The sequence below is a fragment of the Actinacidiphila sp. bgisy160 genome (assembly GCF_965342435.1).
In the GTDB taxonomy this organism is placed as follows: Bacteria; Actinomycetota; Actinomycetes; order Streptomycetales; family Streptomycetaceae; genus Actinacidiphila.
This window is the reverse complement of sequence record NZ_CBDRCM010000026.1, coordinates 19,749-40,169: the sequence shown is the minus strand read 5'-3', so window position 1 is coordinate 40,169 and position 20,421 is coordinate 19,749. Positions and strand designations below refer to the sequence as shown.

Below are 20,421 nucleotides of genomic sequence, written 5' to 3'. Positions count from 1 at the left end.
GGCGTCAGGGCGACGCGACCGCAGCGGAGGCCGGCTCGGCCGTACCGCCCTCCTGCGCCGCCGCGTCGCGGGCGGCGAGCCGCTCCCGCCGCTCGCGGCGGACGAGGATGATCCAGCCGACCGGCACCATGGCGGTGAACAGCCACCACTGGATCGCGTACCCCATGTGCATGCCGATGCTGCCGTGGTCGGGGTCCGGGATCAGTTCCGGCTGCCGCCCGGAGGGCTTGGGGGAGGTCGTCGCCAGCTCGATGTAGCCGCCGACCGGCCGCTCCGCCGCGGGCAGGTCACGCGCCACCATCCCGCTGTTGATCAGCATGATCATGCGGTCGGGCAGTCCGCCCTTGTTCCGGATGCCGGTCGCCGCGGTGGTCTCGTCCGGGCGCAGCCGGCCGGTGACGGTGACCTCGCCGGACGGCGCCGCGGGAACCTTCGGGAACTTCGTCAGGTCGGTGCCGGCGGGGATCCAGCCCCGGTTCACCAGCACCGACCGGCCGTCGGCCAGGACCAGCGGGGTGATCACGTGGTAGCCGATGCTGTCCCCGTCGGCGGCGGTGCGCTGGCGGGCGACGACCTCATGGGCGGTGTCGTAGTGCCCGGTCGCGGTGACCGTGCGGTAGATCTGCCGCTTGGGCACGGCCGTGCCGGGGGCGGTCAGCGACTCCACAGGGACGGGCTTCGCCTCCAGGTTGTCCGCGATCAGGTGGTTGCTGGCCACCCGGCGCTCGTGCCGATGCAGCTGCCAGTAGCCCAGCTTGACCATGACGGGCATCAGGAGCAGTGCGATGAGGGTGAGGATCACCCACTGCCGGGACAACAGGAAGCGGTACACCCCACGACCGTACAACTCGGTCGCGGGGCGCTTTCCGGAGGGGTCGGGCGGTGTCGCGGCGCGGTCGACGGGATCAGCCGCCGCCCGGCAGCGAGCCGACCCGGTCCACGATGCCGCTGCGGCCCTCCGCCTTCGAACAGTGACCGCCGCAATACCAGTGGCCGTCGACCTCGACTCCGTGGCCGACGATGCGCACCCGGCAGTGCTCGCAGATCGGCGCCATCCGGTGGATGGCGCACTCGAAGCTGTCGAAGACGTGCACGGCCCCCTGGGCGTGCACTTCGAAGCTCATCACGTAGTCGTTTCCGCATACTTCGCATCGGGCCATGAGGCCCAGGGTGCTGGCCGGTCCCCGGCGCGGCAATCGGTGACCGGGTGCGTCGCGGGCGCACCACTCGAACGGCGGCGTCAGCCGTGCACGTCCGGCGCGGGGGCGACGTCCCTCAGCAGCTCGGCGAAGCGGCGCTCGTCGACGACCGGGGTGCCGAGCTGCCGGGCTCGCACCGTCTTCGTGGTGAGCGAGTCCGGGTCGTTGGTCACCAGGAGACTGGTCAGCCGGCTCACCGAGGACGACACGTGCAGACCCGCCTCGGTGGCGCGGTCCTCCAGCAGCTCGCGGTCGATGCTCGTGTCGCCCGAAAAGGCGACCCGCATCCCCTGCACCAGCGGTCCCCCGGCCTCCAGCCGCCCCGGGTTGGGGTAGGGGCAGGCGGGCCGCTTGCGCGAGGGCCGCCAGCTCATCGGCCGGTACGTGGTGCGGTAGCCCGCGGCGACCGACTGCGCGGGGACGGCCGTGTCGATCCACTCCGTCAGCGGGCGGCAGGCGTGCAGCGGCAACCGCAGTCCGCCCGCCGCGGCCTGCCGCAGGCTGGGGCGGAACACCTCCGCCAGCACGCGCGCGTCGTCCAGGGCGTGGTGGGCGCGCTGCTGGACGACACCGAAATGCGCCGCCAGGGACTCCAGCTTGTGGTTGGTCAGCGGCAGCCCCAGTGCCTTGGAGAGCACGATGGTGCACAGCCGGTGCTCCACGGGGGCCACGGTGCCCGCCCGCGCGAATTCCCGGGCGAGCATGGACCAGTCGAAGACCGCGTTGTGGGCGACGAACACCCGGCCCGACAGTCGTTCCGCCAGCTCCGCGGCGACCTCGCGGAAGAGCGGGGCGTCCGCCAGCATGTCCGAGGTGAGGCCGTGGATCCACACCGGGCCCGGGTCTCGCTGCGGGTTGACCGGGGTGTACCAGTGGTCCTGCACCTCGCCGCGCGCGTCCAGCCGGTAGACGGCCGCGGACACTATCCGGTCGTCGCGGCCGAGGCCGGTGGTCTCGACGTCCACGACGGCGTATCCGTCGGGGTAGGCCTCTGGCCACGACGGTTGCGGAAGCTGGGGCGCGTGCATGGAGGAACACAATACGGGCGGCCACCGACAGTGCCCGCCGCCACCCGCCCCTGGCGCACCGTCGGATCCCGCGGCGGACGGGTCGGCGGTGGCGTGCGGCCCTCGCCGGGCGCCGCCCTCGTGCGTCAACCGCCCCTTGTGCGACCCCGTTTGGCCTCCACCCGCGCCGCGGCGGCCGGCCCGGCGGAAGTCCCGCGCAATCCCGCCCGTACCGCCGGGTAGAACCGATCGGTAACGACCTCTAGCCGGGGCCGCCGCGCGCCCTTAAAGTGCGCGCATGCCGCAACTGCCCGATGCCGTGATGTGGTCCATACCCGCGTTCGTGCTGCTCACCGTCCTGGAGCTGGTCAGCTACCGGATCCATCCGGACGAGGACGCCGCCGGGTACGCCGCCAAGGACACCGCGACGAGCCTGTCGATGGGACTCGGCAGCCTCTTCTTCGACTTCCTCTGGAAGATCCCGATCGTCGCGGTCTACACCGCTGTGTACGCGTTCACCCCGCTGAGGGTGCCCGTGGTGTGGTGGACGATCCCGCTGATGCTGCTCGCGCAGGACTTCTTCTACTACTGGCAGCACCGCGGCCACCACGTGATCCGCGTCCTGTGGGCGAGCCATGTGGTGCACCACTCCAGCCGGAAGTTCAACCTCTCCACCGCGCTGCGCCAGCCCTGGACCGGCATGACCTCGTGGGTGTTCTACCTGCCGGTGATCGTCTGCGGGGTCCACCCGGCGGCACTGGCGTTCTGCTCCTCGCTCAGCCTCGTCTACCAGTTCTGGATCCACACCGAGCGGATCGGCAAGCTGCCCCGCCCGGTCGAGTTCGTGCTCAACACGCCCTCGCACCACCGCGTGCACCACGCCTCGCAGGGCGGTTACCTGGACCGCAACTTCGGCGGCATCCTCATCGTCTGGGACCGGCTGTTCGGTTCGTTCGCGGCGGAGGGCGAGCGTCCGGTCTTCGGACTCACCAAGAACATCACCACCTTCAACCCGCTGCGCGTGGCCACCCACGAGTACGCCGCCATCGCCCGCGACGTCGTCGCCGCCCGCACCTGGCGCGACCGCGCGGGCCACGTCCTGCGCGGTCCCGGCTGGCGTCCGCGGGGCGAGGAGTCGGCGGCGTGAGGCGGGAGCGCGCGGCCCGTGCGGCGCTCGCCGCCTTCGCGGTGGTGGCCGTCGTCCACCTGGCCTCGCAGCTCGCGGGGTTCGTGGTGGCCGGCCACCTCACCAAGCCGGTCCTGGTGCCGCTGCTCGCGGCCTGCGCGGCGCTGCGGGGCGGCCCCCGGCGGCTGGTCGGCGCGCTGCTGTGCGGCTGGGCCGGGGATGTGCTGCTGCAGCTCGACGGGGACGTGCCCTTCCTCGCCGGGATGGGCGCGTTCGCGGCCGGGCACGTCTGTTACCTGACTCTCTTCACCGCCCGCGGGGCCTTCACCGACCGGCGGCGGGCGGCCCTCACGGCGGCCGGCTACGCGGCCGTGTGGCTCGCCGTGCTCGTCGTGGTGTGGCCGGGCCTGCCCTCCGGGCTGCGGCTCCCGGTCGCCGCGTACAGCCTGTTGCTGACGGCGATGGCGGCCGGTGCAGCCGCACTCGGCCCGTGGCCGACGGCGGTGGGCGGGGGGCTCTTCCTGCTCTCCGACACCCTGCTCGCGACCCGGCTCGCGGGCCTGCCGCAGCTCGCGGCGGCCGACTTCTGGATCATGCTCACCTATCTCGGCGCGCAGTTCCTGCTCGCCACGGGCCGGTACCGTTGTACGACTCCATTCGTACAGCCAGCAAGGACGACCTCCGTATGCGCGCCACCGTGATCCACGCCCCCCACGACATCCGGGTGGAGGAGGTGCCGGACCCGGCGGTCCGGCAGCCCACCGACGCGGTGGTGCGCGTGGTCCTGGCCTGCATCTGCGGCAGCGATCTGTGGGCCTACCGCGGCGAGTCGGCCCGGCAGCCGGGACAGCGCATCGGGCACGAGTTCCTCGGTGTGGTCGAGGAGACCGGCTCAGAGGTGTCCGGGCTGAAGCCCGGCGATCTGGTCGTCTCGCCCTTCGTGTGGTCCGACGGTACGTGCGCCTACTGCGCGGAGGGCCTGACGACCTCCTGCGCGGCCGGCGGCTTCTGGGGCCAGGTCGGCTCCGACGGCGGCCAGGGCGAGGCCGTACGCGTGCCGTTCGCGGACGCCACCCTCGTACGGCTGCCTGCCGAGGCGCTCTCCGACGACCGCCTGCTGGCCGGTCTGCTCACCCTCTCCGACGTGCTGGGCACCGGCCACCACGCCGCCGTCGGGGCGGGCGTGCGGCCGGGCGCCACGGTCGCGGTCGTCGGGGACGGCGCGGTCGGGCTGTGCGGCGTGCTCGCCGCCAGGCGGCTCGGCGCGGAGCGGATCATCGCGCTCGGCCGGCACGGGGCCCGCACCGCCGTCGCCCGCACCTTCGGCGCCACCGACGTCGTCGCCGAGCGCGGCGAGGCCGCCGTCACGGCGGTCCGCGAACTGACCGGCGGCCACGGCGCCCACGCGGTCATCGAGGCCGTCGGCACCGAGCAGTCGATGCGCACCGCGGTCGCCATCACCCGTGACGGCGGCGCCGTCGGCTACGTCGGCGTCCCGCATGGCAGCGGCACCGGCCTCGACCTCAGCGACATGTTCGACCGCAACGTCTCCCTGCGCGGCGGCGTCGCCCCGGTCCGCACCTACATCCCCGAGCTGCTGCCGGACGTCCTGGACGGGACCGTCGACCCGTCCCCGGTCTTCGACCTCACCGTCGGCCTGGACGATGTCCCGGGCGGCTACAAGGCGATGGACGAGCGGGTCGCGCTGAAGGTCCTGGTCAAGGCCTGACCCCGGCCCGGGCAGCCGAACGCCCGGACGACGGAGCGCCCGGCGGGGATCCTGCCGGGCGCTCCTGGCATCACGCGGGGCGCGTCACTTCGTGACGGCGTCCAGGGCGTCGACGAGGCCGTGGCCGTAGAAGCTGGTCACGTGTCGGCCGGTGGTGCAGGTGGCGTCCTGCACACCGTTGCCGTCCGGGTCGTACAGACCCGTCGGGCAACCCGGGTCGTCCGCCTGCGCCTTGAGCATCCACTGCAGCTGCTCCGGGGAGGCGTGCGGGTGGCGGCTCTTGATGAGCGCGGCGACGGCGGCCACGTGCGGACTGGCCATCGACGTGCCCTGCAGGTAGCCGTAGGTGTTGCCGGGCAGCGTGGACAGGATGCGCCCGTTGGCCGAGGGGGTGGCGGGGATCTGGTAGCGGTCGCCGCCGGGGCCCGCGACGTCGACGACGCCCAGACCGTAGCTGGAGTAGTACGACTTCAGGTTCTGCACGCCGGTCGCGGAGACGGTGACCACGCCCGGCAGCTGGGTCGGGAGGTCCCAGCAGACATGCGGGTCGATGGTCCGGGTGACCGCGGTGGTGTCGTCGGGGCTCGTCGCGTCCACGATCGCGTCGGAGTCGAGGTCGTGGTTGGAGTTGCCCGCCGAGGCGACGTTCAGCACGCCCTTCTTGTGGGAGTACTGCGCGGCCCGGTTGACGGCGTCGACGATGGCCCGCTGGTCGGGGTCGCCGAAGCAGTTGTAGAGCCACGGGTCGATGTAGTAGCTGTTGTTGGTGATCTCGACGCCGTGGTCGGCGGCGAAGACGAAGGCGCAGACCACACTCTCCGGGAAGAACAACTGCGTGCCGGGGTCGGCCACCTTGATGGAGGCGACCTTCACACCCGGGGCGACACCGGCCACGCCGATCCCGTTGCGCGCCGCGGCGATCTCACCCGCGACGTGCGTGCCGTGGTAGGCGTCCGGGGTGTACGGACGCCATGCGCCCGGGCTGGTGTCGGCCTTGCCGCCCACGCAGTTGGCGGACTGCGACGCCGAGAAGTTGGCGGTGAGGTCCGGGTGCGTGTCGTCGACACCGGTGTCGATGACGGCGACGGTGACCTTGCCGCTGCCCGGGTTGATCCGGGCGGCCTTGTCGGCCCGGATCGCCGGCAGGTCCCACTGGTCCGCCTCCATCGGCTCCTGCCCGGCGGTGGCCGCGGCCTTCGCCCGGGCGGCGTCGGCCGCGGTGATCGCCTGCACCGCGCCCAGATCGGTCGTCGACGCCGTGGACAGCGCGGCCGTGCGGGTGGCACCGGCCGTCTGTACGCCGCGGACCTTGCGCATCTGGGAGGCGAACGCGGGGTTCGCCGAGTGGACGACGATCACGCCGATCCGGTCGTAGGTGGTGACGACGTCACCACCGTTGCGGGACACGGCCCGCTCCACGGACTTGAGGGTTCCCCGGTCGGTGCTGGTGTTGACCACGTACGACAGCGCCGGGCCGTCGTACGCGGAACTGCCGCCGCCCGAGGCGGATCCGGCGGTGGCGGCCGAGGCGGCGTTCGGCAGGAAGGCGAGAGCACTCGCCACCGCGACACCGATGGGTATCGAGAAGGCGCGGCGCCGTCTTGGCAGTGGAGCCATGGGATCTCCAATCGTCCAGACACCCGTCCTGGCGGCAGGGTTGCCCTTGGACGGGTACATGACGCTGGAAGCTATCGCCGCCGTCGGCGCCCTATCAATGGATCGGTAAAGAAAGCTCAGGTTCCGGTTTCCGAAGAAGAATCAGTTTTCAACTACCGCCCCCTGTCGAAGGCCGTGGTCGCGCCTTTACCATGCGCGGGTCCGATCATTGCGTGACGTAGCTCACGTCGGCGCCGCGTGCGCCCGCGTGGGACGCGTCGCGTGCTCGCGCCCTCTCAAAGTCCGCCCCCCACAGGAGGCATCGTGGACCCCGCACGACCGTCGGCAACCTCCGGTCCCCCGTCCGCCGACTCCTACGCCGAGGTGCAGGCGAGCGCGGAGTTCGCCCAACTGCGCCGTTCCTACCGTTCCTTCGCGTTCCCGCTCACGGTCGCGTTCATCACCTGGTACCTGCTGTACGTCCTGCTGTCGAACTACGCCGGCGGCTTCATGGACACCAAGGTCGTGGGCCAGATCAACATCGCCCTGGTCTTCGGGCTCGCGCAGTTCGCCACCACCTTCGGCATCGCCGTCTGGTACTCCCGGCACGCGAACGCCAAACTCGACTCCCGTGCCGCCGACATCAAGGCGCGTCTGGAAGGCCCCGGCCCCCGGGGCGCCGACGACACCGACGACACCGAGAGCACGGAGGCCACCGCATGACCGCGCTGCACACCACGGGAGTCCAGGTGGTCGCGGTCGGCGCGAGCGAACACCGGCCGCTGATCATCACCCTGTTCTCGGTCTTCGTCATCGCGACGCTCGGCATCACCGTCTGGGCCGGCCGCCAGACCAAGGACGCCACCGACTTCTATGCCGGCGGCCGCTCCTTCAGCGGCTTCCAGAACGGGCTGGCGATCTCCGGCGACTACATGTCGGCCGCGTCCTTCCTGGGCATCGCGGGATCCATCGCCCTCGTCGGCTACGACGGCTTCCTCTACTCGATCGGATTCCTCGTCGCCTGGCTGGTGGCGCTGCTGCTGGTCGCCGAACCGCTGCGCAACTCCGGCCGGTTCACCATGGCCGACGCCCTCGCCTTCCGGCTGCGGCAACGCCCCGTGCGCACGGCCGCGGGCATCTCGACCATCGTTGTCAGCATCTTCTATCTGCTGGCCCAGATGGTCGGCGCGGGCGCCCTGGTGGCGCTGCTGCTCGGCATCACCGGTGAGGGGCCGCGCCGCCTGATCGTCATCCTGGTCGGCGTCGTCATGGTGCTGTACGTGACCATCGGCGGCATGAAGGGCACCACCTGGGTGCAGATGGTCAAGGCGGTGCTGCTGATCGGCGGCACGCTGCTGATCACCTTCCTGGTCTTCGCCAAGTTCAACTGGAACCTGTCCTCGCTGCTCGGCGCGGCCGCGGAGAAGAGCGGCAAGGGAGCGGCCTTCCTGGAGCCGGGCCTGAAGTACGGCGTCACCTCGACCTCGAAGATCGACTTCATCTCGCTGGGTCTGGCCCTCGTCCTGGGTACGGCCGGCCTGCCGCACATCCTGATCCGCTTCTACACCGTGCCCACCGCCCGGGCCGCCCGTACCTCGGTGAACTGGGCGATCGGCATCATCGGCTGCTTCTACCTGATGACGATCGCGCTGGGCTTCGGGGCCGCCGCCCTGCTCACCCCGGAGACGATCACCACCTCCAACGCCGCCGGCAACACCGCGGCCCCGCTGCTCGCCCAGGAGGTCGGCGGCGGCGCGGGCTCCACCGGCGGCGCGATCCTGCTCGCCGTGATCTCCGCGGTCGCCTTCGCCACCATCCTGGCGGTGGTCGCGGGTCTCACCCTCGCCTCCTCGTCGTCCTTCGCGCACGACCTGTACGCCAACGTCATCCGCAAGGGCACGGCGAGCGAGAAGGAGGAGGTCGCGGCGGCGAAGATCGCGGCGATCGCCATCGGGGCCGTGGCGATCCTGCTGGGCATCTTCGCCGGCAAGCTCAACATCGCCTTCCTGGTCGCCCTGGCCTTCGCCGTCGCGGCCTCCGCGAACCTGCCCACGCTCCTCTACAGCCTGTTCTGGAAGCGCTTCAACACCACCGGGGCGCTGTGGAGCATCTACGGCGGCCTGATCACCTCCGTGTTCCTCGTGGTCTTCTCGCCCGTGGTCTCGGGCAAGGAGACCGCGATGTTCCCCGGTGTGGACTTCCACTGGTTCCCGTTGGAGAACCCCGGGATCGTCTCCATCCCCGTCGGTTTCCTGCTCGGTCTGGTGGGCACGCTCCTGTCCAGGCCCGAGGAGGACGCCGACCGCAAGTACGCGGAGCTGGAGGTCCGCTCCCTCACCGGAGCCGGAGCGCATTAAACAGACTGTGGAAGGTCAGTGCCGTCCCGTAGGCTGCGAAGTAACGGGACGGCACTGCCGTCCCACCGACCCAGCCCCAGAGGGAGGCGCGCCGTGCTGATCGACACCTACGGCCGGATCGCGACCGACCTGAGGGTCTCGCTGACCGACCGGTGCAATCTGCGCTGCACCTACTGCATGCCCGAGGAGGGGCTGCAGTGGCTCGGCAAGCCGGAACTCCTCACCGACGACGAGATCGTCCGGCTGGTGCGGATCGCCGTCACCCTGCTCGGGGTCAGGGACGTCCGCTTCACCGGCGGCGAGCCCCTGCTGCGCCCCGGCCTCGTCGGTATCGTCGAGCGCTGCGCGGAGCTGGAGCCCCGCCCTAAACTCTCCCTCACCACCAACGGCATAGGCCTGGCCCGTACCGCGGCCGCGCTGCGCGGGGCCGGCCTGGACCGGGTCAACGTCTCCCTGGACACCCTGCGTCCCGATGTCTTCCAGACCCTCACCCGCCGCAAGCGCCACGAGGACGTCGTCCGCGGCCTGGAGGCCGCCCACGCCGCGGGCCTGACCCCGGTCAAGGTCAACACCGTGCTGATGCGCGGCATCAACGACGACGAGGCCCCCGAGCTGCTGGCCTGGGCGCTGGAGCGCGACTACGAACTGCGCTTCATCGAGCAGATGCCGCTCGACGCCCAGCACGGCTGGCAGCGCAGCGACATGGTCACCGCACAGGAGATCCTGGAGAGCCTGCGGACCCGGTTCGCGCTGACCGCCGAGCCCGACGAGGCCCGTGGGCACGCCCCCGCCGAACGCTGGCTGGTGGACGGCGGCCCCGCCCGGGTCGGTGTGATCGCCTCCGTCACCCGGCCCTTCTGCCGGGCCTGCGACCGCACCCGGCTCACCGCCGACGGTCAGGTGCGCAACTGCCTGTTCGCGCGGGAGGAGACCGATCTGCGCGCCGCGCTGCGCTCCGACGGCTCCGACGAGGAGATCGCCGAGCTCTGGCGCACCGCGATGTGGGGCAAGAAGGCCGGCTCCGGCCTGGACGACCCCACCTTCCTGCAGCCCGAGCGGCCCATGTCAGCCATCGGCGGCTGAGCTCGTCTGCCACTCCTCGAAGGGCACCACGTCCTTCAGGAAGCCGCGAACGCCCAGGAACGACGACAGGTGCTCGCGGTGCTCCTCGCACGCCAGCCAGGTCTTGCGGCGTTCGGGCGTGTGGATCTTCGGGTTGTTCCAGGCGAGCACCCAGACGGCGGGGGTGCGGCAGCCCTTGGCGGAGCAGATCGGCGATTCGTCGTTCACGAACCCCATCCAAACATGGCGACGCCGGGCAGCCACGGGGGGAGCCGCCCGGCGTCGGTCCGTCGCTCCGACGGGGGATGCGGAGCGCGTACGCAGTATGTCACGCGGAAAGGCCCGCAGTGGAGTGGATACCCATGATTGATCTGAGGTTTTCTTGAGCTTCGGAGCGGTGGAAAAGGTTCAGTCCTGGCCGGAGTGGGACCGTTCGTCTCGTTCCGTGGTCCGCTCCGCCGGAAGCAGGGGTTCGCCGGGGCCGAGCGCCGGCCGAGCGGGCGGCGCGATACGGGCCGAGGGCAGCCCGGGCGCGTTCTCCCGGCCGGCGTTGGCGATGACGACCGCGACGTAGGGCAGCACCAGACCGAGGACCAGCGCGATCCAGGCCAGAGGCGTTGAGACGTGCCACAGCACGACCGCCAGGATGAACGACACGGTGCGGACCGACATCGAGATCATGTAGCGACGCTGCCGTCCGCGGACGTCCTCGGTGAGCCCTGCCGCAGTCCCGGTGATCCGGAAGACCTCGGTACCGCTACGCTTCCGCATCACGTTCCACCACCTGCTCGAAACGCCGGAAGCCACCCGGTTCCGGCATGGTCCACGTTACGCCGTGGGTCCGCCGCAGTGGAGACCGGGGAGGCCCTCCGGGTACGACAACACCCGCCGTACGGCGTATGGCCGCCCTCCGCATGCGGCGTACCCGGCCTGTGCTCAGACTGGCCGCATGAACTGGATCTGGGCGATCATCGTCGGCATCGTTCTCGGCTTCCTGGCGAAGCTGCTTCTGCCGGGGAAGCAGGACATCCCCTGGTGGCTCACCATCATCTGCGGCATCCTCGGCGCCTTGCTGGGCAACGCGGTCGCCGGGTGGGTCGGTGTCCGGCACACCAGCGGCATCGACTGGATCCGCCACGTACTGCAGATCCTGGGCGCGATCCTCGTGGTCGCCGTGATCACCCCGCTGTGGGCCTCGATCCGCGGCAGGCGGCGGACCGCCGCCTGACGGGAGCGCCCCGCTCAGAGGAGGTGCTGCCGCAGATGTGTCGGCGGCACCAGGTCGGTGAGCCACACGCCGTTGGCGCTCACCCGGAACAGATGGCCCGCGGCGGCCAGCCCCGCCGCGTCCACCGCCAGCACCACCGGACGGCCGTGCCGCGCACCGACGCGCACGGCCGTCTCCACATCCGCGGACAGGTGGACGTCCTGCCGGGACATCGGCTTGAGCCCCTCGCGCAGCACGATCGGCAGGGTGGTGCTCGCCGTGCCGTGGAAGAGGACGGCCGGCGGCTCCGCCGGGGAGAGGCCGAGGTCGACCTCGACCGAATGCCCCTGGCTGGCCCGGATCCGCCGTCCGTCCTCCGAGAAGGCGTACCGCTTCTTGTTGTTGGTGGCCACGACGTGGTCGAGGTCGGCGCGCGAGAAACTCCGGCCCGACCGGCGGGACGCGGCGATCAGCTCGTCCACGTCCACCCAGCCGGCCTCGTCGAGGCTGATCCCGATCGAGGCCGGGTCGTGCCGCAGCACCCGCGCCAGGAACTTCGAGACCTTGACCGTCTGCCTCTCGTCCATCGCCCCACCCATCGTCCTGGTCAGACCCCCTGGCTGACCGAGCTCATGTTGAAGTCCGGGACCCGCATCGCCGGGAACGCGGCCCTGGTGAACCAGTCGCCCCACTCGCGCGGCAGCGTCCGCTCCGTGCGGCCCACCTCGGTGGCCCGGCCCAGCAGGTCCACCGGCGACTCGTTGAACCGGAAGTTGTTCACCACACCGGTCACCTCGCCGCCCTCCACCAGGTAGACACCGTCCCGGGTCAGCCCGGTCAGCAGCAGGGTGGCCGGATCCACCTCGCGGATGTACCACAGGCAGGTCAGCAGCAGGCCGCGCTCGGTGTCCGCCACCATCTCCTCCAGCGAGCGCTTGCCGCCGCCGTCCAGGATCAGGTTGCCCCCGGACGGCGCGAACGGCAGCCCGGTCAGGGCTGCGCTGTACCGGGTGGTGGACAGCCGGTTGAGCACGCCCTCGCGCATCCAGTCGGTCGCCTCGACGGGCAGCCCGTTGTCGAAGACCGACGCGACGTCGCCCGAGGCGTGCGCGATGACGAAAGGCGCCGACTCCAGCCCCGGTTCGGCCGGGTCGCTGCGCAGCGTCAGCGGCAGTTCCGACAGCCTCTCGCCGACCCTGGTGCCCCCGCCCGGTCGGCTGAAGACCGTACGGCCCTCCGCCGCGTCCCGGGCCGCCGCGCTCCACTGCTGGTAGATCACCAGATCCGCCACGGCGGACGGCGGCAGCAGCGTCTCGTACCGCCCGGCGGGCAGGTCGATCCGGCGCTCGGCCCAGGCCAGGCGCTGCGCCAGGTCGGCGTCGAGGGCCGCCGGGTCGACGTCGGTGAAGTCGCGGGTGGCGGTACCGGCCCACGCCGAGCGCGACATGTCCTCGGACTTGGCGTTGAGTTCCAGGGTGCCGCTGGGCTGGTCGTGCCGGAGCCGCAGCCCCGAGGACGTGCCCAGGTAGGTGGAGGTGACGGAGTGATACGCGAAGCCGTACAGCCGCCGGCCGCCGGCCCGCGCCGAGGCGAAGGACTCGCCGAGGGCAGGCGCGAAGGCGGAGAACACCTCGGAGGAGGTCGCGGCCGGCGGCTCGGTGAAGGAGGCGCTCGCCGGCACCCCCTCGACCAGCGGCTGGGCGTCCTCGGCAGGACCCGCCGCGCGCGCGGCCGCCTCCGCGGCCCGCACCAGCGGCTCCAGTTCGTCGGCGGTGACCGCGGCGCGGGACACCACGCCCGAGGCGGTGCCCTGGGAGCCGTTCACCGTGGCGACCACGGTGAGGGCGCGGCCCCGCGTCACGCCGTTGGTGGTCAGGGCGTTGCCCGCCCAGCGCAGGTTCGCCGAGGACTCCTCGTCGGCGATGACGACACAGCCGTCCGCCCGGGACAGCTCCAGGGCGCGCTCGACGATCTCGTGGGGCTTCGAAACGGCGCTCATCGACCGGCCTCCTGCGTGGTGTTGAGGATGTTGACGCCGCGGAAGAGCGCGGAGGGGCAGCCGTGCGAGACGGCGGCGACCTGGCCCGGCTGGGCCTTGCCGCAGTTGAAGGCACCGCCCAGGACGTAGGTCTGCGGCCCGCCGACGGCCTCCATGGAGCCCCAGAAGTCTGTGGTGGTGGCCTGGTAGGCGACGTCGCGCAGCTGTCCGGCCAGCCGGCCGTTCTCGATCCTGAAGAAGCGCTGACCGGTGAACTGGAAGTTGTAGCGCTGCATGTCGATCGACCAGGAGCGGTCGCCCACGACGTAGATGCCGCGTTCGACGCCGCCGATCAGCTCCTGCGTGGACGGCCCGTCCGACGCGGGCTGCAGCGACACGTTCGCCATCCGCTGCACCGGCACGTGGCCGGGGGAGTCCGCATAGGCGCAGCCGTTGGAGCGCTCGAACCCGGTCAGCCGGGCGATCCTGCGGTCGAGCTGGTAGCCGACCAGGACGCCGTCCTTGACCAGGTCCCAGGACTGCCCGGCGACGCCCTCGTCGTCGTAACCGATGGTCGCCAGGCCGTGCTCCGCGGTGCGGTCACCGGTGACGTTCATATGCCGGGAGCCGTAGCGCAGCTTGCCCAACTGGTCGAAAGTGGCGAAGGACGTGCCCGCGTAAGCGGCCTCGTAGCCCAGCGCGCGGTCGAGCTCGGTGGCGTGGCCGATGGACTCGTGGATGGTCAGCCACAGGTTCGACGGGTCGACCACGAGGTCGTACGAGCCCGCCTCCACCGAGGGCGCGGCCATCTTCTCGGCGAGCAGCCCGGGGATCTCCGAGAGCTCCGCGTCCCAGTCCCAGCCGGTGCCGGTCAGGTACTCCCAGCCACGGCCGGCCGGCGGCGCGAGGGTCCGCATCGAGTCGAACTCGCCGGACCGCGGGTCCACCGTGACGGCGGTCAGCTCCGGGTGCACCCGCACCCGCTGCTGGGTCGTGGTCGTCCCCGCCGTGTCGGCGTAGAACTTGTTCTCGTGGACGGTCATGAGGGAGGCGTCGACGTGCGACACGCCGTCGGCGGCCAGCAACCGGCCGCTCCACTCGGACAGCAGACCCGTCTTGTCGGCATCGGGCACCTCGAAGGGGTCGATCTCGTACGAGGAGACCCACACCCTGTCGGAGTGGACCGGCTCGGCGGCCAGCTCCACATGCTCGCCGGAGCCCGCCGCGGCGATCACCTTGGCCGACAGCTTCGCCATCGCCACCGCCTGCCCGGCCACGCGCGCCGCGGCGTCCATCGTCAGGTCGACCCCGGAGGCGAAGCCCCACGCGCCGCCGTGCACCACGCGCACCGCGTAGCCCACATCCGTGGTGTCCGACGAGCCGGACGCCCTGCCGTCACGCAGGCGCCACGAGGCGCTGCGCACCCGCTCGAAGCGGAAGTCGGCGTGCTCGGCCCCCAGGGCGCGGGCGCGCGCAAGTGCCGCGTCGGCGAGCGCCCGCAGCGGCAGCGCCAGGAATGACTGATCGACCTCATGGGGCACGACGGCCTCCCCTTCTGCCCGATGGCCAATGTCTCCGCAGTGAATCATGCCGCTCCGACAATCCGCCCGCCTGCGGTTTTCTGTAGGGACTCGACAGCGACTCGCACATGCCCCTGTCGGGGGTCGATTCTCCGTACCGCGAGGTAGGCAGATAGTTTTCTGGAGTACCAGACCTCTAGGGAAAGGGTGATCCGTTGAGCCGCTCGGTTCTCGTCACCGGAGGAAACCGGGGTATCGGCCTCGCCATCGCCAGGGCGTTCGCCGACGCGGGCGACAAGGTCGCCGTCACCTACCGCTCGGGCGAGCCCCCGGAGGGTTTCTTCGCCGTCAAGTGCGACATCACCGACGGCGAGCAGGTCGAGCAGGCCTTCAAGGAGATCGAGGCCCAGCAGGGCGCGGTGGAGGTGCTGGTGGCCAACGCCGGCGTCACCCGCGACCAGCTGCTGCTGCGGATGTCCGACGACGACTTCACGACCGTCCTGGACACCAACCTCACCGGCACCTTCCGCGTGGTCAAGGCCGCGTCGCGGAAGATGCTGCGGGCCCGCAAGGGCCGCATCGTGCTGATCTCCTCCGTGGTGGGGCTGCTCGGCTCGGCGGGCCAGGCCAACTACGCCGCGTCCAAGGCCGGCCTGGTGGGCTTCGCGCGCTCCCTGGCCCGGGAGCTCGGCTCACGCAACATCACCGTCAACGTGGTCGCTCCCGGCTTCGTCGACACCGACATGACCCGGGTACTCACCGACGAGCAGCGGAAGAACATCGTCGGCCAGGTCCCGCTGGCCCGTTACGCGCAGCCCGAGGAGATCGCCTCCTCGGTCCGCTTCCTCGCCTCCGACGAGGCCGCATACATCACCGGAGCCGTCATTCCCGTCGACGGCGGATTGGGCATGGGTCACTGAGCATCATGAGCGGAATCCTCGCTGGAAAGCGCGTCCTCATCACCGGTGTGCTGATGGAGTCCTCCATCGCCTTCCACACCGCGAAGCTCGCCCAGGAGCAGGGCGCCGAGATCATCCTCACGGCGTTCCCGCGGCCCACGCTCACCGAGCGCATCGCCAAGAAGCTGCCCAAGCCGGTGAAGGTCATCGAGCTGGACGTCACCAACGACGAGCAGTTGGCCTCGCTCGCCGACGTGGTCCGCGAGGAGCTGGGCGGCCTCGACGGGGTCGTGCACTCCATCGGCTTCGCGCCGCAGGACGCCCTCGGCGGCAACTTCCTCAACACGCCGTTCGAGTCCGTCGCCACCGCGATGCACGTCTCCGCGTACTCGCTGAAGTCGCTCACCATGGCCTGCCTGCCCCTGATGCAGGAGGGCGGCTCGGTGGTCGGCCTGACCTTCGACGCGCAGTACGCCTGGCCCCAGTACGACTGGATGGGCCCGGCCAAGGCGGCGCTGGAGGCCACCTCCCGCTACATGGCCCGCGACCTCGGCAAGCAGAACATCCGCTGCAACCTGATCTCGGCCGGCCCGATCGGCTCCATGGCCGCCAAGTCCATCCCGGGTTTCAGCGAGCTGGCCGACGTCTGGAACCACCGCTCCCCGCTCGAGTGGAACCTCGCCGACCCCGAGCCGGCCGGCCGCGGTGTCGTCGCACTGCTGAGCGACTGGTTCCCCAAGACCACGGGCGAGATCATCCACGTCGACGGCGGTCTGCACGCGGTGGGTGCGTAGCGGCTTGCGCCGTGTGGACCGGTGGGTGCCTTGCGGGGGTGCCTGCCGGTGGGCCGCCGGCGGGCGGTGTCCGGCGCAGCCGTGCCGTAGCCGTGGAGGCCCTCCAGGGCCGAGCTGTGAGGGCGGCGGGTAGGGCCGGGTCCCGGGCGAGATCATCCACGTCGGCGGCGGCCCGCGCGCGGGGGGTGCGTAGCGGCTCGCGCCGCGTGGTGCCTGACCGTACGGGGCGTTCCGGCCCCTTCGCGTACGGCCCCGGTGCCGCCTTCGGGTGGCGCCGGGGCCGTACGCGTGTTCGGGGCGTTGTCCCCCGTTCGGCCCAGCAGACCGGGTGGCCGGGCGCTCCGGGCCGCGAGGATGGCTGTGTGGGGGTGAGCGGAGGGAGGGCGTCAATCGTGCGTGCCTACGTGTGCGTCGCTGCGGCGCTCGCGGCGCTCGCCGCGGGCGTGGGCCCGGCGGCCGCGGCGGCGGGGGCCGCGGCACGGCTGCCGGACGTCGCGCAGTGCCGGACCTCGGTGCAGGGCAGCGAGGGCGTCGCCGTGTGCTTCAACCCCGACCCTGACCTGGACAGCGTGCAACTGCACATCGAGTGCCGCCAGTGGTGGGACCCGGACGTCGACGGAGCCCCCGTCCCTGTCGGCCCCGCGGAGACCGTCACGCTCAGCGACCGCTGCTGGAAGGAGATCCAGGAGGTCTGGGTCACCGGGATGCTGGACTGAAGCGGCAGCTGAAGGCGTGCGCCGAGGCCTCGGCGGAGGCTGCCTCCGGATCACCGGCCCGGATCGCCTCGACCAGCCGGGCGTGGTCCACGTACTGCTCGGGGCGCAGCTCCTCGCCGACGTCCGCGCGCAGGAAGGCCCGCAGCACCTCGCCGAGGTCGGCGTAGAGCTCTGCGACCACGTCATTGTGCGAGGCCGCCACGACGGACAGGTGCAGTGCCGCGTCGGCGTCGACGAAGGCCTCGGTGCGGCCCGACTCCCAGGCGCGTTCGCGCCGGGCCAGGGCCGCGTCCAGCTGCTTCAGGTCGCGGTCCGTGCGCCGCCGCGCGGCGAGCGCCGCGGCGGACGCCTCCAGGGCGCTGCGCAGCTCGGCGACGTGCCGGGGGTCGGCGTCGGTGAAGCGGCGGTGCATCACCCCGGCCAGCTCGCTGGTGGCCAGCACATAGGTGCCGGAGCCCTGCCGGATGTCGAGCAGTCCGTTGTGCGCGAGCGCCCGGACCGCTTCGCGGACGGTGTTGCGGGCCACCCCGAGCTGCTCGACCAGCTGGGCCTCGGTGGGGATCCGCGACCCGACCGGCCACTCACCGGAGGTGATCTGGGCGCGCAGCTGCGCGATCACCTGGTCGGCCAGGGCGGAGCGCCGGGGTGAGGTCAGGGGCATGGGCTCTCCTCAACATTCATCCCATCATTCTATGATAGTCGGCATGCGTGACGACGAAGCGACGCTCGACCCTGCCACGGAACGGGCCACCATGCCCGCACACCTCCCCCCGGCTACGCAAGGCGTACGGCGCACCCGGATCCTTGTGGCGGTCGCGCTGGTGCCGGCCGCACTCAATCTGCGGCCCGCCATCACCAGCCTCGGCGCGCTCCTGGAGGAGGTCCGCGACGGCCTCGGCATGAGCGGCACCATCGCGGGCCTGCTCACCTCCGTCCCCGCGCTGTGCTTCGCCGTCTTCGGGGTCACCGCGCCCCGGCTGGCCCGCCGTCGGGGTCCCGGCGCCGTGGTCTGCGCGGGCCTGGTCGCGATCACCCTGGGGCTCTTCCTGCGTCCGTTCGCCGGCGGCACGGCGCTCTTCCTCGCCGCCAGCGCCCTCGCGCTCGGCGGCATAGCCGTCGGCAACGTCCTGATGCCCGTCGTCGTCAAGCGCTGGTTCCCGGACCGCGTGGGCACCATGACGGGGCTCTACTCGATGGCCCTCTCCCTGGGCACCGCCCTCGCCGCCGCGGTGACGGTACCGGCGACCCGCGCCCTCGGCGGCGACTGGCGGCTCGGTCTCGGCGCCTGGGGCGTGATCGCCGCAGTCGCCGTACTGCCCTGGCTCGCGCTCGTCCGCGACCGGGGCCACGTCCCCGCGGCCGCTCGCCCGGCCCGCGCCGCGGACGCGGAGCAGGCGCCGGCCGGCAGCATCGCCCGCAGTCGCACCGCCTGGGCGCTGGCCGTCTATTTCGGGCTCCAGGCCACGGGCGCGTACATCACCATGGGGTGGCTGCCGCAGATCTTCCGTGATGCCGGAGTCTCCGCCTCCACCGCGGGCGTGCTGCTCGCCGTCACCATGGTGATGGGCGTACCGCTCTCCTTCGTGCTGCCCGCGCTCGCCGGCCGGATGCGGCACCAGGGCGGGCTCGCCGTCGGCCTCGGCCTGTTCGGGATCGTCGGCTACGGCGGTCTGTGGGCGGCACCGGCCGCGGCGCCGTGGGTGTGGGCCCTGCTGCTGGGCATCTCCAACTGCTCGTTCCCGCTCGCCCTCACCATGATCGGGATGCGCTCGCGCACCGGCGGCGGGGTGGTGCGGCTGTCGGCCTTCGCGCAGTGCACCGGCTACCTGCTCTCCATCCCCGGTCCGATCCTGGTCGGGACCCTCTACCAGCACACCGGCGGCTGGGACCTGCCGGTGGCCTTCATGCTCGCCCTGCTCGTGCCGCAGATCGCCGCCGGCGTGGTCGCCGGACGTGACCGCGCGGTCGAGGACGAGCTCTGACCACCCGCGTGCGCGGGTACCGCCGCCGGATGCGAGACTGGGCGGCATGCCCGTGCTCGAGCCCAACCCTCCGCAGCCGCAGAAGAAGCTCCTGATCATCTTCGGCCTCATGATGGCCGTGCCCGCCCTCGTGGCGGTGATCGCCGTCATCGGCGCCAAGCTCGGCTGACCCGCCACCCCGAGAGCCGGGGTAGGGACAACCCCACCTCCCCTAGGGGGCCAGGGTCAGGGTCAAGTGGGTGGGCCACCCGATGGGACCGGCGGCCGCCTTTCCGTAGCGTCGTGGTGCAAGGTCGGACAACGCTCCGGCACCCCGGCTGACCAACGGAGGCGACCCGTGTCCATGCAGGCTGTTCCCTCGCGTACCCCGCTCACCCGCGCCGCCCGCCCGGCGGCTGGGGGCGGCACGCAGACGCGCCTGCCGTGGTGGGCGCTCGCCCTGCCCGCGCTCGCCTTCGCGGCGCTGCTCGCCCTGGTCGCGGGCCCGGGGGCCGCGGAGGCCTCGGCCGCGGAGCCTGTCGGACAGCTCCTGCACGCGGTCGGCGAAGGCCTCCCGGGGCTCCTGCAGCGCCTGCTGTGACCCTCCCGCGGCGAACCGTGATCCGTCCCGCAGCCCGCGCCTGGCGGCCGGATTTCTGGAAAGCTGAGGGTCATGAGCGCAGCTGCATCGCCCCGCCGGATCGTCCTGCTCCGGCACGCCAAAGCCGACTGGCCTGACGTCCCCGACCACGAGCGACCGCTGGCGGAGCGGGGACGCAAGGAGGCTCCCGTCGCCGGCCGCAGGCTCGCCGAGCTGGGCATCCCGATCGACCTGACCCTCTGCTCCTCTGCCACGCGCACCCGCGAGACGTGGAAGCTGGCCGCCCACGAACTCCCGCACCGCCCCCGCACCGTCTACGAGGAGCGCCTCTACGACGCCACCCTCGGTGACCTGATCGCCCTGCTCAACGAGACCTCTGAGGACGTCGACCAGGTACTGCTGGTGGGCCACAATCCGGCCATCCACGCGCTCGCCGACGCCCTCGCGGGGGAGAGCGACGGCGACGCCCGCGCGCGGATGAACCGCACCGGCTTCCCGACGGCGGCCATCGCGGTCATCACCTTCACCGGTCCGTGGAAGACGGTCGAGCACGGGCTCGGCCGCCTCGTCGACTTCTGGTCGCCGCACGACTGAGCCGCGCCCGGCTGCGGCAGGGCGCGCCCCGGGGACCGTACGGAAGGGGCCCCGGAGCAGGTGGGTGAGGTGGGT

24 protein-coding genes are annotated in these 20,421 nt (G+C 71.9%); 14 read left to right on the top strand and 10 right to left on the bottom strand.

All coding sequences use genetic code 11. The features are described from left to right. Nucleotides 1-4 precede the first annotated feature (4 nt). The 3 genes from ACRWNP_RS20960 to ACRWNP_RS20950 form a co-directional block, all read right to left on the bottom strand. The gene (locus ACRWNP_RS20960; RefSeq protein ID WP_431963560.1) at nucleotides 5-832 is read right to left on the bottom strand and encodes an SURF1 family cytochrome oxidase biogenesis protein; all 828 of its coding nucleotides are present in this window, start codon (nucleotides 830-832) and stop codon (nucleotides 5-7) included. Between the two features lie 73 nt (nucleotides 833-905). Beyond that, complete coding sequence (locus ACRWNP_RS20955) at nucleotides 906-1,160, bottom strand: hypothetical protein (protein WP_431963558.1); 255 nt, start codon at nucleotides 1,158-1,160, stop codon at nucleotides 906-908. Between the two features lie 80 nt (nucleotides 1,161-1,240). Further along, on the bottom strand, nucleotides 1,241-2,227 hold the full coding sequence (locus tag ACRWNP_RS20950; RefSeq protein ID WP_431963556.1) for a DEDDh family exonuclease: 987 nt from the start codon (nucleotides 2,225-2,227) through the stop codon (nucleotides 1,241-1,243). Nucleotides 2,228-2,504: 277 nt separating this feature from the next. Here ACRWNP_RS20950 and ACRWNP_RS20945 point away from each other — a divergent pair, with 277 nt between their 5' ends. The 3 genes from ACRWNP_RS20945 to ACRWNP_RS20935 are packed head-to-tail and all read left to right on the top strand — an operon-like array spanning nucleotide 2,505 to nucleotide 5,061. Continuing rightward, entirely contained in the window at nucleotides 2,505-3,353 is an 849-nt protein-coding gene (locus tag ACRWNP_RS20945) for a sterol desaturase family protein (RefSeq protein ID WP_431963554.1), read from the top strand. After that, nucleotides 3,350-4,033 carry a lysoplasmalogenase gene (locus tag ACRWNP_RS20940; protein WP_431963552.1) on the top strand — a complete coding sequence of 228 codons (684 nt, stop codon included), beginning with the start codon at nucleotides 3,350-3,352 and terminating at the stop codon, nucleotides 4,031-4,033. Before ACRWNP_RS20945 ends, ACRWNP_RS20940 begins: the two co-directional genes overlap by 4 nt. Further along, the gene (locus ACRWNP_RS20935; protein ID WP_431963551.1) at nucleotides 4,018-5,061 is read left to right on the top strand and encodes a zinc-dependent alcohol dehydrogenase family protein; all 1,044 of its coding nucleotides are present in this window, start codon (nucleotides 4,018-4,020) and stop codon (nucleotides 5,059-5,061) included. Before ACRWNP_RS20940 ends, ACRWNP_RS20935 begins: the two co-directional genes overlap by 16 nt. Before the next feature lie 84 nt (nucleotides 5,062-5,145). Here the strand turns inward: ACRWNP_RS20935 and ACRWNP_RS20930 are convergent, their stop codons facing one another. Continuing rightward, entirely contained in the window at nucleotides 5,146-6,678 is a 1,533-nt protein-coding gene (locus tag ACRWNP_RS20930; protein WP_431963549.1) for a S8 family peptidase, read from the bottom strand. 303 nt (nucleotides 6,679-6,981) lie between these two features. On the opposite strand from ACRWNP_RS20930, the gene ACRWNP_RS20925 reads away from it, so the two are divergent. From ACRWNP_RS20925 to moaA, 3 genes are all read left to right on the top strand, one after another. Further along, a complete protein-coding gene (locus tag ACRWNP_RS20925) occupies nucleotides 6,982-7,380 on the top strand; it encodes a DUF485 domain-containing protein (RefSeq protein ID WP_431963547.1) in 399 nt (132 codons plus the stop codon). Continuing rightward, nucleotides 7,377-9,014 carry a solute symporter family protein gene (locus tag ACRWNP_RS20920; RefSeq protein ID WP_431963545.1) on the top strand — a complete coding sequence of 546 codons (1,638 nt, stop codon included), beginning with the start codon at nucleotides 7,377-7,379 and terminating at the stop codon, nucleotides 9,012-9,014. Before ACRWNP_RS20925 ends, ACRWNP_RS20920 begins: the two co-directional genes overlap by 4 nt. Nucleotides 9,015-9,107: 93 nt before the next feature. Beyond that, entirely contained in the window at nucleotides 9,108-10,097 is a 990-nt protein-coding gene (gene moaA, locus ACRWNP_RS20915) for a GTP 3',8-cyclase MoaA (RefSeq protein ID WP_431963543.1), read from the top strand. Here moaA and ACRWNP_RS20910 read toward each other — a convergent pair. Next, nucleotides 10,080-10,304 carry a hypothetical protein gene (locus tag ACRWNP_RS20910; RefSeq protein WP_431963541.1) on the bottom strand — a complete coding sequence of 75 codons (225 nt, stop codon included), beginning with the start codon at nucleotides 10,302-10,304 and terminating at the stop codon, nucleotides 10,080-10,082. The two genes, moaA and ACRWNP_RS20910, sit on opposite strands and share 18 nt — an antisense overlap. A 180-nt stretch (nucleotides 10,305-10,484) precedes the next feature. Then, nucleotides 10,485-10,847 (bottom strand): DUF3099 domain-containing protein, encoded by a 363-nt coding sequence (locus ACRWNP_RS20905; RefSeq protein ID WP_431963539.1) that lies wholly within the window; start codon nucleotides 10,845-10,847, stop codon nucleotides 10,485-10,487. Between the two features lie 178 nt (nucleotides 10,848-11,025). Between ACRWNP_RS20905 and ACRWNP_RS20900 the strand changes: the two genes are divergently transcribed. Then, nucleotides 11,026-11,304, top strand: a complete 279-nt coding sequence (locus tag ACRWNP_RS20900; RefSeq protein ID WP_431963537.1) for a GlsB/YeaQ/YmgE family stress response membrane protein — start codon at nucleotides 11,026-11,028, stop codon at nucleotides 11,302-11,304. Between the two features lie 14 nt (nucleotides 11,305-11,318). Here ACRWNP_RS20900 and ACRWNP_RS20895 read toward each other — a convergent pair whose 3' ends face one another. The 3 genes from ACRWNP_RS20895 to ACRWNP_RS20885 are packed head-to-tail and all read right to left on the bottom strand — an operon-like array spanning nucleotide 11,319 to nucleotide 14,802. Further along, a complete protein-coding gene (locus tag ACRWNP_RS20895) occupies nucleotides 11,319-11,870 on the bottom strand; it encodes an RNA 2'-phosphotransferase (RefSeq protein WP_431963535.1) in 552 nt (183 codons plus the stop codon). Nucleotides 11,871-11,890: 20 nt separating this feature from the next. Beyond that, nucleotides 11,891-13,282: a metallopeptidase TldD-related protein gene (locus ACRWNP_RS20890; protein WP_431963533.1), complete on the bottom strand. Its 1,392-nt coding sequence runs from the start codon at nucleotides 13,280-13,282 to the stop codon at nucleotides 11,891-11,893. Next, a complete protein-coding gene (locus ACRWNP_RS20885; RefSeq protein ID WP_431963531.1) occupies nucleotides 13,279-14,802 on the bottom strand; it encodes a TldD/PmbA family protein in 1,524 nt (507 codons plus the stop codon). The genes ACRWNP_RS20890 and ACRWNP_RS20885 overlap by 4 nt, the downstream gene beginning before the upstream one ends. Before the next feature lie 194 nt (nucleotides 14,803-14,996). Here ACRWNP_RS20885 and fabG point away from each other — a divergent pair, with 194 nt between their 5' ends. The 3 genes from fabG (at nucleotide 14,997) to ACRWNP_RS20870 (ending at nucleotide 17,190) form a co-directional block, all read left to right on the top strand. After that, nucleotides 14,997-15,701: a 3-oxoacyl-[acyl-carrier-protein] reductase gene (gene fabG / locus ACRWNP_RS20880; protein WP_431963529.1), complete on the top strand. Its 705-nt coding sequence runs from the start codon at nucleotides 14,997-14,999 to the stop codon at nucleotides 15,699-15,701. 5 nt (nucleotides 15,702-15,706) lie between these two features. Then, nucleotides 15,707-16,474 (top strand): enoyl-ACP reductase FabI, encoded by a 768-nt coding sequence (gene fabI, locus ACRWNP_RS20875; RefSeq protein WP_431963527.1) that lies wholly within the window; start codon nucleotides 15,707-15,709, stop codon nucleotides 16,472-16,474. A 392-nt stretch (nucleotides 16,475-16,866) separates the two neighbouring features. After that, nucleotides 16,867-17,190 (top strand): hypothetical protein, encoded by a 324-nt coding sequence (locus tag ACRWNP_RS20870; protein ID WP_431963525.1) that lies wholly within the window; start codon nucleotides 16,867-16,869, stop codon nucleotides 17,188-17,190. Here the strand turns inward: ACRWNP_RS20870 and ACRWNP_RS20865 are convergent. Further along, entirely contained in the window at nucleotides 17,171-17,851 is a 681-nt protein-coding gene (locus ACRWNP_RS20865) for a FadR/GntR family transcriptional regulator (protein ID WP_431963524.1), read from the bottom strand. The genes ACRWNP_RS20870 and ACRWNP_RS20865 overlap by 20 nt on opposite strands. A 43-nt stretch (nucleotides 17,852-17,894) precedes the next feature. On the opposite strand from ACRWNP_RS20865, the gene ACRWNP_RS20860 reads away from it, so the two are divergent. From ACRWNP_RS20860 to ACRWNP_RS20845, 4 genes are all read left to right on the top strand, one after another. Continuing rightward, a complete protein-coding gene (locus ACRWNP_RS20860) occupies nucleotides 17,895-19,172 on the top strand; it encodes a CynX/NimT family MFS transporter (protein ID WP_431963522.1) in 1,278 nt (425 codons plus the stop codon). Nucleotides 19,173-19,218: 46 nt separating this feature from the next. Next, the gene (locus ACRWNP_RS20855) at nucleotides 19,219-19,341 is read left to right on the top strand and encodes an SGM_5486 family transporter-associated protein (protein ID WP_431963520.1); all 123 of its coding nucleotides are present in this window, start codon (nucleotides 19,219-19,221) and stop codon (nucleotides 19,339-19,341) included. 174 nt (nucleotides 19,342-19,515) lie between these two features. Continuing rightward, entirely contained in the window at nucleotides 19,516-19,752 is a 237-nt protein-coding gene (locus ACRWNP_RS20850) for a hypothetical protein (protein ID WP_431963660.1), read from the top strand. A gap of 72 nt (nucleotides 19,753-19,824) precedes the next feature. Beyond that, the gene (locus tag ACRWNP_RS20845; RefSeq protein WP_431963518.1) at nucleotides 19,825-20,346 is read left to right on the top strand and encodes a SixA phosphatase family protein; all 522 of its coding nucleotides are present in this window, start codon (nucleotides 19,825-19,827) and stop codon (nucleotides 20,344-20,346) included. Nucleotides 20,347-20,421: the final 75 nt, after the last annotated feature.